Source organism: Halovenus anhuiensis (genome assembly GCF_037080055.1).
Classification (GTDB): Archaea; Halobacteriota; Halobacteria; order Halobacteriales; family Haloarculaceae; genus Halovenus.
Map to the genome: position 1 here is coordinate 30963 of NZ_JBAOJI010000007.1, position 14833 is coordinate 45795.

Consider the following 14833-nt stretch of genomic DNA (forward strand, 5'->3'; position numbering starts at 1 on the left):
GGGAGACCCTTCGAATACCGTGTTGCTACGGCGACAAATGTCAGATGTTGAATTACAAGGACTCAACAATTGGACGGGTGAGCAACACAATTGCACATCGATTGCAGTAGAAAGCGTTATCTCCGACCATTCTTGATAGTAGGCTGTGAGAAGGCATCATGGCTGAGTCTGCATTTCTGGAAATGAACGATATCTTGAAAGAGTTCCCCGGTGTGGTGGCCAACGATCACGTTGATCTCAGTGTCGAACGTGGGGAAATCCACGGGTTACTCGGCGAAAACGGTGCTGGAAAGAGCACGTTGATGAAGATTTTATACGGACTGTACACCCAGGACGAGGGTGAGATTTATCTCGATGGGAATCGCCTCTCTCTGGACTCACCACAGGATGCCATCGATGCCGGTATCGGGATGGTCCATCAACATTTTCAGCTGATTCCGCGACTCTCTGTGGCCGAAAATATCGTCTTGGGCGAACGAGAGCCAGCGACGATCTTTCGGCCGGGGCCCGATTCGGAGAGCCCACTGCCCGAGTCGGTGCGCTCGAATCGATTCGTTCAGTCTCTTGCGCGGCAGTTCTCGCTGGGTCTCGATGTTCCGACACGACAGATCCAGCAGTTAGCCGACCAGTACGGGTTCGATATCGACGCCAGTACAAAAATCTGGGAACTGGACGTGGGTCAGCAACAACGCGTCGAGATTCTCAAGGCTTTGTACCGTGACGTCGACCTTCTCATCCTCGACGAGCCAACTGCCGTTCTCACTCCGACCGAAGCCGAACGGCTGTTCGAGTCACTCCGCCGTCTGACCGAGGAAGGGCTCTCGATCATCTTCATTACGCACAAACTCGACGAAGTCAAATCTATCGTGGATAACGTGACCATCCTCCGCGAGGGCAAAAACGTCGGCACTGCTACCGTCTCAGAGGTGAGTCGGGCTGATCTCGCGGAGATGATGGTCGGGCGCGAGGTGCTCTTCCAACTCGAGAAAGAAGGGATCGACATCGGTGAGCCGGTTCTCCAACTGCAGAATATCCATGCCGACAACGACAGAGGAATCGAGGCACTGTCGGGGATCGATCTCACGGTGCGCGAAGGTGAAGTGATTGGCATTGCCGGAGTCAGCGGTAACGGGCAGAAAGAACTCGCGGAGGTCGCAGCCGGGATTCGCGATGTCACAGCCGGCACGATCAGACTCGGCGAGACAGACCTCACCGGCGCCAAGATCAAACAGTTCGTCGACAACGGAATCTCCTTCGTTCCCGAGGACCGATTGCAGTATGGCTGTGCCGAGGAGCTGTCTGTCATGCATAACGCGACGATGAAAGAGTTCACAAACAGCGAGTTCGGCGGACTCACCGGACTCGACTACGAGAAACTGGCGACGTACGCCGAACGTCTGGTCGAAGAGTTCGACGTCCGCGGTGTCGAGGATGTCACCGAAACGAACGCCGGCGACCTCTCGGGTGGCAATCTCCAGAAACTCATTCTCGCCCGAGAGATCTCCCGGGACCCAGATCTGCTCATCGCCAACCAGCCTACTCGGGGAGTCGATGTCGGTGCCATCGAGTTTATCCGGGAGACGTTGCTCGAACAACGCAAACAGGGCACCGGCATCATCCTGCTCTCGGAGGACCTCGACGAAATCACGGATCTGAGCGACAGAATACTCGTCATCTACGAAGGGGAATTCGTCTACGAAACGACGCCAGCAGACGCAGACCGCGACCGTATCGGCCTGGAAATGACTGGCGGCGGCAACCTAGCGGAGGCAGATTCTGTCGAAGTGGACGACCGACAGTCTCCGACACCGGTGCACTCCGGCCAGGAGGGTGATCTCTAATGAATATCGACATCGACGTCAGTGCGCGTGAGACCACTCCGACGTGGCTGGCATACGCGGCACCTGCGTTTACTGTACTGGCTGCTCTGGCTGTCGGTGGTCTCGCTATGCTGGTGATCGATATCAATCCCATCGACGCGTACTCGTTCATGTTCGTCGAGACACTGACGAGTCGACTTGGCCAGGAACAGACACTCATCGCCGCGGTGCCGTTGGTGCTCGCGGGACTCGCCGTCTATCTCCCGCTGAAAGCCGGCCTGTTCAATATTGGTGCAGAAGGCCAACTCGTGTTCGGCGCACTCGCGGGCACGTGGGTCGGACTCAACGTCTCGCTTCCGGGGCCGCTCCTGGTTACAGTGATGTTTCTGGCAGGGGGGATAGCTGGCGGTGCCCTCGCCGTGATCCCCGCCTGGCTCCGTGCGAAGTACGACATCAACGAGATTATCACGTCGTTGCTCCTCTCGTTCGTTGCGCTCCAGATCCTCAGCTACATGGTTCGCGGCCCGATGAAGGGCGATTCCGGCAACTTCCCGCAGACGGCCCGCTTCTCTGATGCCGCGACTATTCCCGTTCTTCCCGCGTTCGACCGTGTACACGCTGGACTGCTCGTTGCGCTGGTGCTGGTTGCTGTTACCTACGTGTTGATGACGCGGACGCGACTCGGCTTCGAGATTACGTTCATCGGCTCCAACGACGAGGCTGCGACACAGGCAGGGATGAGCAAATACAAAGTGTATCTGCTCGTGTTCGTCCTCGGTGGTGCTTTTGCCGGGATCGGCGGGATCAGCGAGGTTGCCGGCGTCCAGGGCCGCCTGCGGGCGGGCTTCGAGCCAGGGTACGGCTTTACCGCAATTCCGATTGCGCTGCTGGGGCGTAACAGTGCGGTCAAGGTACTGCTTGCAAGCCTGTTCTTTGCGCTGCTGTTTACCGGCGGGACCAACATGGAGATTTTCCTCGGCATCCCTGCAGCGCTGGTCGAAGTCGTCCAGGCACTCATCATCCTCTTTCTGATCACTGGTGAGTTCTTCAAGAGCTATCGGATCGACTTTTCGATCGGTGAGGATCCAGCGCCGACGCCGGCAGAACGCGCGCGAGGTGATGCCTGATGGCGGGATTCCTCGCTGGACTGCTCAATGCAACCGTGGCCGCGGCGACGGTGTTCATCCTCGCCGGCCTCGGTGAACTCATCACCGAGCGTGCCGGGGTCCTCAATCTCGGTGTCGAAGGGATGATGCTCGGCGGCGCGCTCGGCGGATTCATCATCACCGTTATCACCGGCAGCCCGTGGCTTGGACTCGGCGCGGGCGTCCTCGTCGGGATGGCTCTCGCACTGATCCACGCCTTCCTCTGTATCACGCTGAAAGCCAACCAGGTGATCAGCGGGGTCATGCTGACACTGCTGGGGACTGGTCTGACGACGTTTTACGGGACGAACTGGGTCGAAAACAGTATCGACGGCTTCTCCGAGGTTCCGCTGCCGTTGATCGGGCAGTATCTCGTCGAGATTCCCGTTCTCGGCGAAGCGCTGTTTCGCAACACGCCGACCGATTACATCGCTCTCGCGCTCGTACCGATCACCTGGTACTTCCTCAACCGGTCGAACATCGGACTGGAACTGATCTCGGTCGGCGAAGACCCTGAAATGGCAGACACGATGGGTGTCCCGGTGTTCAAACTCCGCTATCTGGCCGTGATCATCGGCGGTGGCTTTGCCGGCGCCGCTGGCGCACACCTGTCGCTTGCCTTCGTCGGCAATTGGTCGAACGGAATGACTGCTGGCCGCGGCTGGATCGCCGTTGCTCTGGTCATCTTTGCACAGTGGCGGGCCAGCAGGATGCTCATCGGGGCCTATCTCTTCGGAATGCTCAATGCGCTCGAATTGCGTTCTCAGGGGCTTTCGTTCTCGGTCGGTGCCGACACCCCACTGGCAGGGCCGATCAATTCGGTGATCGATTTCCTGATGAACGCACAGATCATGTCCACCTATCCGTACTTAGCGACGATTCTCGTTCTCTCGTACGTGGTCATCAGGACGAAAAACGACCGGCTGGCGGTCCCCTCTGCACTGTTGCAGTCTTACAGTCGCGAAACTGATTGATACTGTTCGCCAGACGGATCGACTGCGACGTTTTCCGCCGAGTTTGGCACCGACGGTTTAGTGCTGATCAGCTGATACGAACCAGGGGCGGCTCAGTCCGACTCGTCGACGACAGAGCGATGGATCGTCACCTCGTCGTCGGCAACGCTGATATCGACGAGACTCGTCACGTCGTGATCGACCTCTTCGAAGGCAGACTCGCCACCGACCTTCCGCATCACGACGACGATATCGGCGATGTCACAGCCAATCTCGTCGAGCGTTTCACAGATCGCCGCCAGCGTCCCGCCTGTCGAGAGCAGGTCGTCGAGAATCACGATTCTGTCGTCGGCATCGATATCGTTGACGTACATCTCCGAGTGAGAGTAGCCCGTTTCCTTGAACAGGCGTTGCTCGCCTTCGAGTCCGTAGGGGCGTTTCCGGATCACAACCAGCGGGATATCTGTCTGTAGTGAGACGGCAGCGCCGATGTGGATTCCCATCGCTTCTGGTACGACGAGTTTGTCGACGTGCACGTCGATATGGCGGAGAATCTCCACGACGACCTCGCGTAACAACGCTGGATCGAGCATCGGAACGCCGTTGGTGATCGGGTGAACCAGGTATTCGTATCCGTCTTTGTCCACGATCGGAGCAGTGTGTAAAGATTCGAGAAGTCGTTCCATATCCGCCGTAGACCCTATCGAAGTAAAAACCGTTTCTGTTGTGTCTCTCTCGCACGACCAACACATTTATTAGCATTGTTCAAGAAATACGGTCGGAATGAAAATCACCGGTACTGTTATCGTAGATGCATCTACGGTCATCGAAGACGGCTGTGTGGTTGTAGACGAAGATCGAATTACTGCCGTTGGCGAGCGCACAGCGGTCAGCGAGCAGTATCCTGACCACCGGGAACTGACCGTCGATATCGTTGCCCCTGGGATGGTTGGCGGCCACATTCACTCTGTTCAGAGTCTTGGCCGGGGGATTTCGGACGACCGCGAGTTGCTGGATTGGCTGTTCGATTATATCCTCCCTATGGAGGCGACGCTGACGGCCGACGAGATGGAGGTCGCGGCGAAACTGGGCTATCTCGAACTGATCGAAAGCGGGACCACGACCGTCATCGATCATCTGTCGGTTGCTCATGCCGACCGGGCTTTCGAGGCTGCCGGCGAGATGGGTATTCGTGGACTGCTCGGGAAGGTGCTGATGGACCGTCGTTCGCCGGACGGTCTCCTCGAAGACACGGAGGAGGCACTCGCAGACTCTGAACGGCTGATCAACGAGTATCACGGCAGTTTCGATGATCGAATCCGGTACGCGGTCACGCCGCGGTTTGCCGTCTCCTGTTCGGAACAATGCCTGCGCGGCTGTCGCGAGTTGGCTGATCGCTACGATGGGGTGCGTATCCACACCCACGCCAGCGAGAACCAGGGTGAAATCGAGACTGTCGAGGACGACACCGGGATGCGAAACATCCGCTGGCTCGACGAGGTGGGGCTCACCGGCGAGGATGTCGTGCTCGCACACTGCGTCTGGACCGACGACGACGAGCGCGAACTCCTCGCCGAGACGGGGACTCACGTCACCCACTGTCCCTCGTCGAATATGAAACTCGCAAGCGGGATCGCGCCCGTCGTCGACTATCTCGACCGGGATATCAACGTCGCGTTGGGCAACGATGGCCCGCCGTGTAACAACACCCTCGACCCGTTCACGGAGATGAAACAGGCCAGTACACTACAGAAAGTCGACCAACTCGACCCGACGGCTACACCTGCCGAAACCATCTTCGAGATGGCGACAATCAACGGCGCACAGGCCGCCGGCTTCGACCGCCTCGGCAAACTCCAAGAAGGCTGGCGCGCCGATATCGTTGGCTTGTCGACCGACACCACGCGGGCAACGCCGCTGTACGACCCGCTCTCACATCTCGTCTTCGCCGCCAGAAGCGACGACGTGACATTCACGATGGTCGACGGCAACGTACTCGTCGAAGACGGCGAAGTGACCGTCGCTGATGCAGATTCGATCCGCGAGCAGGCCCACGACATTGCAGAGTCACTGGATCTCGAAGACGCACGCGAAAACGCACAGAAGCTAAAACCGTAGCCGACTCTGTTCCGGTCTCACCGGACGATTTCTCATCGACCAGTAATGGCCGGCACGCTGATTACGCGCCCTCCGTAACTCCCTGTATGGGTTCCGACAGTTCCTACACTGTGTTGCTTCCCGTCGATAGAGAGTCGAACCGGGCCGACCGAGCCGCGGCTGCTGTGACCAACCTGCCGGGTGACCACGGCGAGGTGACGGCTGTCGTGTTACACGTCGTCGAACCGTTCCAGGGCACCGACGAAGGCGGCATGGTCGAGACGGAGGATCTCTATGAATCCGGTGAGTTCCCCGACAGCGTAGACGCAGCCGTCGACGCGCTCGAAGACGCCGGAATCACTACCGAGCGCCGCCAGGTCGAAGGCGACCCTGCCGAGACAATTCTCTCCGTCGCCCAAGAACTCGATGCAGACAACATCGTCATGAGCGGCCGAAAGCGCAGTCCGGCCGGCAAGGTGCTGTTCGGCAGCACAGTCCAGTCGGTGCTGCTCAGCGCCGACCGTCCGGTAACGACCGTTCTCGACGAGTAGCGGCCGTTTTTCACCCTTTTCGCTCGACTGGTGGATCGGCCCATCGAGCTAATTCTATATCGCGTTATGTAATTTATAGGGCGAACATACCACGGTCACAGCAACATCGTAGTCGGTTCGAAAAGTGCCGAAATCCGATCAGTCGTCGTCCGCAGCGGCTGCCGTCGGGGCGTCTTCGAGTTCGTCCAGCGATTTGGGGAACTCTCGTAGTTCCATGTGCAGTGAGATTCCGGCTTTCGCGCCTTTCCCCATCGCAATCGGGATCTGGTTGTTGCCCTGCGTGATGTCGCCGACCGCGTAGACGCCGTCGACGCTGGTCTTGCCGTCCTCGTCGACTGCAACCGTGCCGTCGTCGTTCAGTTCACAGCCCAGGTTCTCGGCCAGGTCGTTGTTGTACTCCGAGCCGTACATGGCGAAGCCGCCCTTGTACTCCCGGACGGTGCCGTCACCGGACTCCGTCCGGTTGCTCGTGGAACGTAGTTCCACGGTGTCCTCGAACTCGAACCCGCCGAGCCACTGGGAGTTTCCTTCCTTGAACATGCTCTCGATTTCGGTGTCGATCACGTCGATCGGGTGGGCTTCGACGAGTTTGTCGGTTTCCTCGCTCCACTGCGGCTCCTCGCCTCGGAGGAGGAGATCCACGTCGTCGGTGAAATTCAACATGATCATCGCGACGTGGGCCGCACCCTCGTCGTGACCCATCACGTACACCGATTCGTCGCGGAACATGTACGCGTCACAGTGCAGGCAGTAATGCAGGCCCTTGCCGGTTCGCGGCAGGGGAGGATCGGCGCGCTTGTCGCTGAATCCCGTCGAGAACACGACCGATTCGGTGCGGAACCGCTCGCCACTCGCGGTTTCGACCTCGAATCGGACGCCGGCCTTGTCACTGGCTTCGACGTTCGTCACGAAGTCCTGGTAGAGGTCCGTCCCGTAGTAGTCGAGTTGGTCTTTGGCCGTCGAGAGGAACTCGTTGCCCGAAGTTTCCTCCGGCACGCCGATGACGTTGTGAGTGTCCACCATCATCGCCGCCCGGCCACCACCGCGGTCGATCAGCGCGGTGTCGTGGTTCAGTCGGGTCGTGTACAGCGCCGTTGTTAGCCCACCGGGGCCGCCTCCGACGACGACAACTTCGTACTGGTCTGGTGCTCCTGATTCGTCCGCCGTCTCCGAACTCATTGGCTATCGTAGTATTGGGACTCAGGCCTTAAGACTCCTGTAATTGCTGTGCACGGAAGATGCACATGCGCACAGCCGCTGGCTCACTCACCGACTGGCGCAGTTTGCTATACCGAAGACTGGTTTATTTGGCGGCTGTCGAACCCCGCCACTGGGGGGAGAATAGGGGTCGCTTAAGACTCAGGAGTCCAGAAATTGGCCGATCTGATCGAACTCGTCGGCAGCGACTGCGTCGACGAGTGCGTCGATATCAGCGTCGCCGACATCGCTCGGATATTTCCGCTGGAAGTACCCGAGCGTGTTCTCCACGTCCCGGCGAAGGAGTTCTCTCGCGTTTTCGTGTTCGGTCGGGACTGCCTGCGGCCAGTCGAAGACGGTCACGCCGTCTTCGGCGATGAAGATGTTGTACTCGCTCATGTCGGCGTGGACGTATCCCTCGCGGTAGGCGGTGGTTATCTCCTCGAAGACGAGATCGATCACCGGGCGGACCTGTTCGGGTTCCAGTTTCGACCGCGCCAACTCGATCCCGTCGATTCGCTCCATGATGATCGCGTGTCGGCTGTGACCGATGGGCTGTGGAACCGACACTGTCGGGTACAGCGCTTCCAGCGTCTCGTACTCCCGCTCGGCAGCCTTGCGGGCAGTGTACATCCAGGAGACGTGCTCGTGATCGGCGGTGTACTCTCGCTCTTTGTTGACTTCGCGGAACTCGGTGTAGCCCTCGCGGTGGAACTTCAGCGCGAGCGGCTTGTACGAACGGACTTCGTAGACATCGCTCTCTTTGCCCACGCCAAGCGGTGCCCCGACGCCTTCGATGGTCTCACGCTCGGCGAAGGTGTGTAACGCCAGCGCGTCGTAGCCCTCGAAGGTCAGCCGAAAGCCCTCGTACTGGATGGTCTTGCGCTCGACCAGGCCGCGACGCTCGCACCGATCCAACCGGTAATCGACTTCCTCGTCGGTGAGCCGGGCGTACTCCGGCAACTTGGGGCGGGCGACCCACTCCGAGAAGCGCATCCCCTGTTCGAGGCCCGAGAGCAGATAGAAATCCTCGTCCTCGAGATCCGCCATCTCCGCCGCCACGTTTTCGACCATTACCGGCCGCTAATCGCCGGATTCGTATAAGACCAGCGCGTTCGAGTGATTTCCATTATAAATCATATACCGATATATAGAACGGTCCCGTCTACTACACAACTTCGGTAGACGACTTCTTGAATACGGCGGCTACCGAGACTGTGCGTTCGAGTTTCTGCTGGAGTACTGTTCGCTCCCTCCGGGGGTTTCTCGTCGCTCAGGCTGCAATCGCTCTCGGCGTTCCATCTCGTTCAGCAAGGTAATGATCGCCAGTACCGTCGGGGCTGGACTGGTCGGCGGGTCGTCGAACTCTGAGGGAGTGTCTACTGTAAAAACTGGGTTTACGGTCTGGACATGGACAGCCTCGATGTGCGGTAGTGGCCGCGGTCAGATTCCACTTTCTCGCGCACTTGCTGCTCTACGGACTTGGGTAGTCAGACGTTCTGGAGTGTGACGAGATCTTCGACTGCTGCGGTCTGTTTCATCTCCTCCCACGTCTCAAAGTCGGTTGTCCGCGTCACAAACCCATCACGCTCGTCCGGAGAGAGACGCTGTACGCCTCCGAGTGTATCATCGTCACACGGACAGGCCGCACAGAACCCGTCCACTGAGTCGAACTGTGTACGGCGACGGATGAAGTCGTCCGAGGCGATTCGCTCGCGGGAACTGGACACCCATGTCTCCAGTGTGAGTGCCCGCTCGATTGCCGTAGTGAGACTGGTATGCAGTGAGTCGGAGGTCTTGACGCCAGAGTCAAGAACCATATATCGAGGCTGTGTCTCAAGCATGGTAAGTCCGGTGCTGGGTACCCTCGATATCGTCTTCGATCTCGAAGCGGTCGAAAAGCGGATTCTGGCTGGTCCGGATTCCGACATTCTGGAGGACTTGAACGAGGTTTCACTTCCGTCGCCAAGAGTGGATCTGACCCGTGTATGCGGGCGATTTTCGGCCACCTCAGCGCGGCCGTTCGAGTTCGTCGAGCGCGCCGGGATTCTCTATCGAGGACATGTCTCCCAACTGCTCGCCAGCGTGGGTTGCCTCGACGGCCCGGCGGATAATCTTTCCTGACTGGGTTTTCGGAAGTTCGTCGACGAACAGCACGTCTCGGGGGCGGAAGGGCTTCCCGAGTTCGTCGCCGACCCGTTCGCGGATGGCTTCGCGCAGGTCGTCGGTCTCCTCGTGGTCGGGTTCGACGACGACGTACAGGACCACCGCGGTACCGGTCGTGTCGTCGTCGACGCCGATCGCGGCGGCCTGGTTGACGCCGTCGTGATCCATCGCCGCGCCTTCGACCTCTGCGGGGCCGACTTTCCGCCCCGCGACGTTGAGGGCGTCGTCCGCCCGGCCGTGCAGAAACCAGAAGCCGTCCTCGTCTTTCTGTGCCCAGTCGCCGTGGTCCCATAGGTTCTCCCAGGTCGACCAGTACTCCGCCAGATACCGCTCGTCGCCGCTCCACAGCGATTTCGTCATCGATGGACACGAGTCCCGGGCGACGAGATAGCCGCGCTCGTTGTGTTCTGCGATCGACTCGCCGTCAGCGTCGACGATGTCGATATCCATCCCGAGACCGGGCCCGCCCAGCGTGCAGGGTTTGAGGTCGTTGATCGGCATGGGCATCAGGAAGCAGCCACAGATCTCGGTGCCCCCGGAGATGTTGATAATCGGCGTGTCGCCGCCGCCGACGTGCTCGTGGAACCACAGCCAGGACTCGGGATCCCACGGTTCTCCTGTCGATCCGAGCAGGCGGAGACTGGAGAGGTCGTGACCGTCCAGCCACTCGTCCCCGTGTTTGCGCAGTGCCCGGATCGCTGTGGGCGAGACGCCGAACTGCGTGAGGTCGTGGCGGTCGATCATTTCCCAGAACCTGTCCGGTTCGGGGTAGTCCGGCGCGCCCTCGTACATGAAGACCGTGCCGCCGAAGGTGTGGTTGCCGATCAGCGTCCACGGCCCCATCATCCAGCCGATGTCCGACACCCAGAAGAAGCGATCCGAGGGTTTGAGATCGAACCCGAAGTACAGTTCCTTGGCACACTGCATCTGGACGCCCGCGTGGGTGTGGACGATTCCTTTGGGTTTGCCGGTCGTCCCCGAGGAGTACAGCAGCATCGACTCCTGGTCAGCGGGCAGCGACTTCGTCTCGTAGCTGTCCGCACAGCCCTCGACGGCGTCCGTCCACCACTCGTCGCGGCCCTCGGTCATCGGAACCGAGAGTTCGGTTTCGGGATCGCTGGCCCCAAGTCGGTCGTAGACGATCACCGACTCCACGTCGGTGTCTGCTTGCTCGATGGCTTCGTCGGCCGTTTCTTTCAGCGTCACCTCGCTACCGCGGCGCAGGAAGCCGTCGCCGGTGAACAACACCGAACACTCGGGATCCTCGATTCGGGTCGCTGTCGCGTCGACGCCGAACCCTGAAAAGATCGGGACAGCAATCGCTCCGGCCTTGAAACAGCCATAGAGGATTGCGATCACCTCGGGGACCATCGGCATGTACAGTCCGACGGTGTCGCCAGTCCCAATTTCTCGCTGTTCGAGCGCGTTGGCGACCTGATTGGCCCGCCGGTGCAGTTCGTGGAACGTCACGTTTCTAACTGCTCCGTCTTCGCCTTCCCAGATGCAGGCGACCTTGTTCCGCCTCTCTGCGTCCGGATCAGCGTGCCGGTCGAGGACGTTGTGAGCGATGTTGAGTTCGCCATCGGGATACCACTCGGTGAACTGCGGGCCGTCACGGCTCGCGGTTGCACCGCTCGCATTCTCCGGGCCGCGTTGCGCCCCGCTGTCGTCCCGGACCCTCTCGTAGTCCTCGTAGAACTCGATGTCCAGATAGTCGACGAGTTCGTCCCAGAACCAGTCGACGCCGGAGTCGGAGACGCCCTCGATATCGGTCGTCGTTCGCTCAACGAGTTCGTCGTAGTCGTCGATGTCGTAGGTTTGCATAAACTCCCAGACGTTGGTCGACTCGACAAACTCCTGACTCGGTTCGTGCACGATCCGTTCTGTTTCTGCTTGCTGGTTTGCCATGGTTGTCAGTTGTGTTGCGGGTCGGTTAGCGAGCGATGCGAACTCGACGGAAACACGTATTCCCACCCCGGCCGTCTCCGCGGATATGAAAGACGTCGTCCGGGCGAACTTCGATGTCAGTGTCGACGCCTACACCGACTACGAGCGACGGACCGGTCGGTTCAGCACGCTGGCGCGGTTGCTGTTCGCCGAGATGGCCGCACGCAGTGGGTCTGTCAGCGACATCGTCCTCGACGCCGGGGCGGGAACGGGGACGAGTACGCGGGTGTTCGCCGCGGAGTCTGACCGAACCGTCGCTCTGGACATCAGCCGCGAGATGCTGCGGGAAGTCGACGCTTCGCCGCGAGTCGAGGGCGATTTCGACCATCTCCCCTTCGCCGCGAACTCCTTCTCTGGAGTCGCGTTCACGGCCTCGCTCTTTCTGGTTCCCGATCCGTCGGTCGCAGTCCGAGAGGCTGCCCGTGTCCTTCGGCCCGGCGGCGTCGTCGGTGCCGTTGCGCCGATTGGCTGGGTCACCGACGAACAGCGCTCCATCTTCGCCGACCTCGACCGCCAATCCCGGTCGCCGACCGGCGCGGACGAGGTCGAAGCTGCCCTCGAAGGGGAGTTCGATGTCACGACGGGGACGTGGCGGTTCGCGACGACCGCCGAGGAGATCAGGCTCTTTCACGCCATTCCGGCGATGGCCGCTCGGCTCTATCCGAAACTCACCGCTGAGGAACGCGTCGAGAAAGCCGTCGACCTCCTTGGTTCCCTCGAAGGTACCTACGAGCAGCAGTGGCGGTGGATCGTCGGCGTCGCCGAGTAGTCCACTCGCCACTCGCTGTGTCATCGTCACTCGGCGTTGTCGCGTTTCAGTGAGAGCGCGGTCCGGTCGAACTCACAGACGAGCGGTTCCTCCGGGTCGTTTACTTTGAACACCTCGACGTGCATGGTGACGATTCCGCGCTCGCCGTCGCTGGTCTCGCGCTTTTCGGTCACCGTGGACTGGACGCGAATCGTATCGCCGTGGAAAACGGGGTTTGGATGTTCGACGTTGTCGTAACTGAGGTTGGCGACGATGGTTCCGTCGGTCGTGTCGGGAATTGTCAGCCCGACAGCTAGGCTCATCGTGTATAGCCCGTTGACCAGACGTTGGCCGAAGTCGGTCTCCTCGGCGAATTCGCTGTCGAGGTGCAACGGCTGCTGGTTCATCGTCATGTCGCAAAACGCCTGGTTGTCGGCTTCGCTGATCGTCCGGCGTTTCTCGTGTTCGATGGTCTCTCCGACCTCGAACTCCTCGTAGTATCGTCCTGTCATAGGATGGTGCCGTGTTTCTTGTCAGGAATATCTTTCTCGACGTCCTCGTAGAACGCGAAGCGGTTCGTCAACTCCGTCCGGAGATCACTCGGCGGAACGATTTCGTCGATGACGACTTCACTCGCCATCCGGTGGATATCGATATCTTCCCGGTACTCCTCACGGAGTTCCTGTTCTTTCTGGGCGCGCTCCTCGGGGTCGTCGATCTCAGAGAGTTTGCGGGCGTAGACGGCGTTGATTGCCGCTTCCGGTCCCATGATCGCAATCTCTCCGGAGGGGAGGCCGATGACCGATTCGGGGTCGTAGGCCGGGCCCGACATTGCGTAGATTCCTGCGCCGTAGGCCTTCCTGACGACCACCGACTGTTTGGGGACCGTCGCCGAGGAGGTGGCGTAGATCATCTTCTTGCCCTGTTCGAGAATCCCCTCCTTCTCGACGGAAGAGCCGGCCATGAAGCCTGGCGTGTCACAGAGGTAGAGTAGCGGAATGTTGTAGGCGTCGGCGGTCCAGATGAACTCTGCTGCCTTCTCTGCCGCATCGGGGAAAATCGCCCCAGCGCGGTGGTCGGGCTGATTGGCGACGATTCCGACCGGCCGGCCGTCGATGCGGGCGAAGGCGGTGATGATCTCCTTGCCGTACTGGGGTCGCAGTTCGAGCACCGAGTCGGCGTCGACGACCCGCTCGATCACGTCGAACATATCGTAGCCCTTGTTCGGTTCCTGGGGGACGATCGAATCGATCCCTTCCGGTGAGATTGCCGGGGCCGTCCCCTCGGTGTGTGGTGGGTCCTCGTCGGCATTGTTCGGCAGGTAGCCGACGAGTTTGGCGACGAGTTCCCGCGCGTGTTCTTCGTCGTCGGCGACGAGGTCAGCGCTGCCAGAGTACTGTGCATGGATATCGGGACCGCCCAACTCGTCGAGGCTGATCTCTTCGCCGGTGACCATCTCAACCATCCGTGGCGAGGCGATGGCCATCGCACTCATGTCCCTGACCATGACGGTAAAGTCAGCAAACACGGGTGTGTACGCTGCACCCGCGATACAGGGGCCGTAGAGGACGCAGATCTGCGGGACCCGCCCGGAGAGCATCGAGTGGTTGTAGTAGTACTTCCCGATGCCCTCGCGGTTGGCGAAAAAGCCGGTCTGCTGGTCGATCCGACCGCCGGAGGAGTCCATCAGGTAGAGCACCGGCTGACCGGTCTTGAGCGCGCGCTGTTGCATCCGCAGGAACTTTTCGACGCCCTTCGCGGCCATGCTCCCGCGTTTGACCGTGTAGTCGTTGGCCATGAAATGCAGATCCCGGCCCTCGAACTCCGCTGCGCCGGTGATGAGGCCGTCCGCCGGAAGCTGGTCGTCGGCGTCGAACTCGGCGAACTTGCCGTCCTCGAACAGACAGTCGTCTCCGAACCAGAGATCCAGCCGATCCCGGACGAACAGTTTGCCCTCCTCCGAGAGCTGTGACTTGTACTTCTCGGGGCCGCCGTCGAGGATTTCGTCGATCTCTTCGCGCAGTCGCTCCTCGCGTTCGGTCGGGCCGAGGTCGTCCGCCGGTGAGTCGTCGTCGAAGTCGGCGGTGCCGACCTCGTCGCCGCCGTCGGTGACGACGACAACGTCGTCCCGGAAGTGCTCCGAGAGTGCTTCGGCAATTGCGCTCGCTTCCGTCTCGTCAGTGTCATCTGATACTTTGATTCGCATCTG

General features: G+C 60.2%; 13 protein-coding genes. 6 read left to right on the forward strand and 7 right to left on the reverse strand.

What is annotated here, in order from left to right:
• The first annotated feature begins 158 nt into the window (after window positions 1-158).
• From V8P86_RS15185 to V8P86_RS15195, 3 genes are read left to right on the forward strand one after another with little or no spacing between them, the layout of a single operon-like run.
• Window positions 159-1841 carry an ABC transporter ATP-binding protein gene (locus tag V8P86_RS15185; protein WP_336328132.1) on the forward strand — a complete coding sequence of 561 codons (1683 nt, stop codon included), beginning with the start codon at window positions 159-161 and terminating at the stop codon, window positions 1839-1841.
• The gene (locus tag V8P86_RS15190; protein ID WP_336328133.1) at window positions 1841-2947 is read left to right on the forward strand and encodes an ABC transporter permease; all 1107 of its coding nucleotides are present in this window, start codon (window positions 1841-1843) and stop codon (window positions 2945-2947) included. Before V8P86_RS15185 ends, V8P86_RS15190 begins: the two co-directional genes overlap by 1 nt.
• Window positions 2947-3939: an ABC transporter permease gene (locus V8P86_RS15195; protein ID WP_336328134.1), complete on the forward strand. Its 993-nt coding sequence runs from the start codon at window positions 2947-2949 to the stop codon at window positions 3937-3939. The genes V8P86_RS15190 and V8P86_RS15195 overlap by 1 nt, the downstream gene beginning before the upstream one ends.
• Window positions 3940-4031: 92 nt before the next feature.
• Here V8P86_RS15195 and hpt read toward each other — a convergent pair whose 3' ends face one another.
• Window positions 4032-4604: a hypoxanthine/guanine phosphoribosyltransferase gene (gene hpt, locus V8P86_RS15200; RefSeq protein WP_336328135.1), complete on the reverse strand. Its 573-nt coding sequence runs from the start codon at window positions 4602-4604 to the stop codon at window positions 4032-4034.
• A 97-nt stretch (window positions 4605-4701) separates the two neighbouring features.
• Here hpt and V8P86_RS15205 point away from each other — a divergent pair, with 97 nt between their 5' ends.
• Complete coding sequence (locus V8P86_RS15205) at window positions 4702-6036, forward strand: 5'-deoxyadenosine deaminase (protein WP_336328136.1); 1335 nt, start codon at window positions 4702-4704, stop codon at window positions 6034-6036.
• Window positions 6037-6122: 86 nt separating this feature from the next.
• Complete coding sequence (locus V8P86_RS15210) at window positions 6123-6566, forward strand: universal stress protein (RefSeq protein WP_336328137.1); 444 nt, start codon at window positions 6123-6125, stop codon at window positions 6564-6566.
• 138 nt (window positions 6567-6704) lie between these two features.
• Here V8P86_RS15210 and V8P86_RS15215 read toward each other — a convergent pair whose 3' ends face one another.
• The 4 genes from V8P86_RS15215 to V8P86_RS15230 all read right to left on the reverse strand — a co-directional run bounded on the left by V8P86_RS15215 (window position 6705) and on the right by V8P86_RS15230 (window position 11837).
• Complete coding sequence (locus V8P86_RS15215; RefSeq protein ID WP_336328138.1) at window positions 6705-7745, reverse strand: NAD(P)/FAD-dependent oxidoreductase; 1041 nt, start codon at window positions 7743-7745, stop codon at window positions 6705-6707.
• A gap of 180 nt (window positions 7746-7925) precedes the next feature.
• Window positions 7926-8837, reverse strand: a complete 912-nt coding sequence (locus V8P86_RS15220) for a serine/threonine-protein kinase RIO2 (protein WP_336328139.1) — start codon at window positions 8835-8837, stop codon at window positions 7926-7928.
• Between the two features lie 416 nt (window positions 8838-9253).
• Window positions 9254-9583: a hypothetical protein gene (locus V8P86_RS15225; protein ID WP_336328140.1), complete on the reverse strand. Its 330-nt coding sequence runs from the start codon at window positions 9581-9583 to the stop codon at window positions 9254-9256.
• A gap of 190 nt (window positions 9584-9773) precedes the next feature.
• Entirely contained in the window at window positions 9774-11837 is a 2064-nt protein-coding gene (locus tag V8P86_RS15230) for an AMP-binding protein (protein WP_336328141.1), read from the reverse strand.
• An 85-nt stretch (window positions 11838-11922) separates the two neighbouring features.
• Here V8P86_RS15230 and V8P86_RS15235 point away from each other — a divergent pair, with 85 nt between their 5' ends.
• Entirely contained in the window at window positions 11923-12645 is a 723-nt protein-coding gene (locus V8P86_RS15235; protein ID WP_336328142.1) for a class I SAM-dependent methyltransferase, read from the forward strand.
• Between the two features lie 26 nt (window positions 12646-12671).
• Here V8P86_RS15235 and V8P86_RS15240 read toward each other — a convergent pair whose 3' ends face one another.
• Both V8P86_RS15240 and V8P86_RS15245 read right to left on the reverse strand, forming a co-directional pair.
• Complete coding sequence (locus V8P86_RS15240; protein ID WP_336328143.1) at window positions 12672-13136, reverse strand: MaoC family dehydratase; 465 nt, start codon at window positions 13134-13136, stop codon at window positions 12672-12674.
• Window positions 13133-14830 (reverse strand): acyl-CoA carboxylase subunit beta, encoded by a 1698-nt coding sequence (locus tag V8P86_RS15245; protein WP_336328144.1) that lies wholly within the window; start codon window positions 14828-14830, stop codon window positions 13133-13135. Before V8P86_RS15245 ends, V8P86_RS15240 begins: the two co-directional genes overlap by 4 nt.
• Between the last annotated feature and the right edge of the window lie 3 nt (window positions 14831-14833).

Coding starts and splice junctions, on each gene's coding strand:
- V8P86_RS15185 (WP_336328132.1), top strand. CDS start 159: ATGGCTGAGTCTGCATTTCTGGAAATGAACGATATCTTGAAAGAGTTC.
- V8P86_RS15190 (WP_336328133.1), top strand. CDS start 1,841: ATGAATATCGACATCGACGTCAGTGCGCGTGAGACCACTCCGACGTGG.
- V8P86_RS15195 (WP_336328134.1), top strand. CDS start 2,947: ATGGCGGGATTCCTCGCTGGACTGCTCAATGCAACCGTGGCCGCGGCG.
- hpt (WP_336328135.1), bottom strand. CDS start 4,604: ATGGAACGACTTCTCGAATCTTTACACACTGCTCCGATCGTGGACAAA.
- V8P86_RS15205 (WP_336328136.1), top strand. CDS start 4,702: ATGAAAATCACCGGTACTGTTATCGTAGATGCATCTACGGTCATCGAA.
- V8P86_RS15210 (WP_336328137.1), top strand. CDS start 6,123: ATGGGTTCCGACAGTTCCTACACTGTGTTGCTTCCCGTCGATAGAGAG.
- V8P86_RS15215 (WP_336328138.1), bottom strand. CDS start 7,745: ATGAGTTCGGAGACGGCGGACGAATCAGGAGCACCAGACCAGTACGAA.
- V8P86_RS15220 (WP_336328139.1), bottom strand. CDS start 8,837: ATGGTCGAAAACGTGGCGGCGGAGATGGCGGATCTCGAGGACGAGGAT.
- V8P86_RS15225 (WP_336328140.1), bottom strand. CDS start 9,583: ATGGTTCTTGACTCTGGCGTCAAGACCTCCGACTCACTGCATACCAGT.
- V8P86_RS15230 (WP_336328141.1), bottom strand. CDS start 11,837: ATGGCAAACCAGCAAGCAGAAACAGAACGGATCGTGCACGAACCGAGT.
- V8P86_RS15235 (WP_336328142.1), top strand. CDS start 11,923: ATGAAAGACGTCGTCCGGGCGAACTTCGATGTCAGTGTCGACGCCTAC.
- V8P86_RS15240 (WP_336328143.1), bottom strand. CDS start 13,136: ATGACAGGACGATACTACGAGGAGTTCGAGGTCGGAGAGACCATCGAA.
- V8P86_RS15245 (WP_336328144.1), bottom strand. CDS start 14,830: ATGCGAATCAAAGTATCAGATGACACTGACGAGACGGAAGCGAGCGCA.